The 1,885-nt window shown below is 44.9% G+C and carries 2 protein-coding genes; one reads left to right on the top strand and one right to left on the bottom strand.

All coding sequences use genetic code 11. The annotated features are described in order from the left end of the window. Nucleotides 1-75 precede the first annotated feature (75 nt). The gene (bfr, locus tag KDK19_RS02180; RefSeq protein ID WP_257279882.1) at nucleotides 76-549 is read right to left on the bottom strand and encodes a bacterioferritin; all 474 of its coding nucleotides are present in this window, start codon (nucleotides 547-549) and stop codon (nucleotides 76-78) included. A gap of 426 nt (nucleotides 550-975) precedes the next feature. On the opposite strand from bfr, the gene KDK19_RS02175 reads away from it, so the two are divergent. Beyond that, nucleotides 976-1,578, top strand: coding sequence for a peroxiredoxin (locus KDK19_RS02175; protein ID WP_257275517.1), 603 nt, complete (start codon nucleotides 976-978; stop codon nucleotides 1,576-1,578). Nucleotides 1,579-1,885: the final 307 nt, after the last annotated feature.

Genomic DNA, 1,885 nt, shown 5'->3' with positions numbered 1-1,885 from the left:
TTCTCCTCAGAAGCAGAAATTTTTATCCTCAATTTCTTGCAATCCTCGCTACGGATGCTTAAGTCCGACAGGCTGCTAGTCTTCCTCGCTCTGAGAGAGAATATAATTTTCCATCCCCATGGTTTTGATGCGGTTCAGATGGACTTCCAGACTATCCATGTGTTCTTCTTCCGCTGCCAGAATCTTTTCAAGTAACTGACGTGAACCATAATCACCTACTTTTTCACAGAGATCGATAGCGTCTTTTAATGGGGGAATCGCTTTCAGTTCTTGCTGCAGATCAGCTTCCAGAATCCCCTTAACATCCGCGGCAATGATTGGCTTTTGCATGTATTTAAAGTCGGGCATGCCTTCCAGGAAAAGAATTCGCTCAATCAGCCAGTCGGCATGCCACATTTCATCAATGGACTCCTTATATACGTACTGGCCTAGTTTGTTAACTCCCCAGTTCTTGAGCATTCGTGCGTGCAAAAAATACTGATTAATGGCAGTCAGTTCATTCATCAATACTTGATTAAGATGATCCAGAACATCTTTGTTGCCTTGCATGATAGAGGCTCCATACAGTCACAAATTTAAGAAGGCATTACAGAAGCTCTTTTCAGGAGCTATGTAATGCCTGTCTCTGAAAAGTACAGGCTACAGAAGTATGGAACCTTAATGACTTATGTCAAAGGTAACGTATTGAAATATAATGAGAATATGTCTTATTTGCGTTATCGGTTGTAGTCGTTGTTAAATCTCTTGGGGTTATATTTCCCATCGCTTGCGGTGAAAAGATCACTGAATCCAATGGATTGGTTAAATGTGATAGATTTTATCTATCTTTTGAAAGAGAAAATTAATAGATATTTGTGCAGGGGTTTATAGGCTAAGGCCGTTATGAGGTGTATTATGTTCTCGCTTCAATGATTGCGATGACTGCAATGTTTGCATGATCGCAGTGATACATACTAAACCTTGGAGATTAAATTCATGGGCGTACTGGTTGGCAAGAAAGCTCCTGACTTTACTGTTCCTGCCGTCCTGGGCAATGGCGAGATTGTTGAAGAGTTTACCCTGTCCGAGGCGATTCGTGGCAAGTACGGTATTCTGTTCTTTTACCCACTGGACTTCACTTTCGTTTGTCCTTCCGAGCTGATCGCTCTGGATCACCGAATCGATGCGTTCAAAGAGCGCAACGTTGAAGTTATCGGTGTTTCCATCGACTCTCACTTTACTCACAACGCATGGCGCAATACACCTGTCAGTGAGGGCGGCATCGGTCCTGTTAAGTACACTCTGGCAGCTGACATGGCTCACGACATCTGTAAAGCCTACGACGTTGAGTCCGAAGGCGGTGTCGCTTTCCGTGGTGCTTTCCTGATTGATAAGGACGGTGTTGTACGCTCCCAGATCATTAACGATCTGCCTCTGGGTCGTAACATGGATGAGCTGGTTCGTCTGGTTGACGCCCTGCAATTCCACGAAGAGCATGGCGAAGTTTGCCCGGCTGGCTGGAGCAAAGGTGACAAGGGTATGGATGCATCCCCTGCTGGTGTTGCCAAGTACCTGTCTGAGAGTGCTGAAGGCCTGTAATCACAGACTTCGTCATTTGATGGTTGAAAAGGCCGCCTTCGGGTGGCTTTTTCTGTTTAAGGAGTTCTGTGTTAAAGAGCAGGCTCGGAAGTGACGGGCGTTTAACTCCTGTTTGATAGATCAGCCTGTTATTTCTAGCGTCTTTTTTCAGAAACTTTTTGAACAAAGCTGGGGTGAAGTACTTGACTCAGCGAGAAATCTCATTAATATTCGCAGCCGTTAGGTGATGACGCAAAGCATCGTCGACAACGATTCCCCGATAGCTCAGTTGGTAGAGCAAATGACTGTTAATCATTGGGTCGCTGGT

It is taken from the genome of Endozoicomonas sp. ONNA1, from assembly GCF_024606325.1.
Lineage (GTDB): Bacteria > Pseudomonadota > Gammaproteobacteria > Pseudomonadales > Endozoicomonadaceae > Endozoicomonas_A.
Note: the sequence above shows the minus strand (reverse complement) of the source record. Positions and strands in the feature narration are given on the sequence as shown.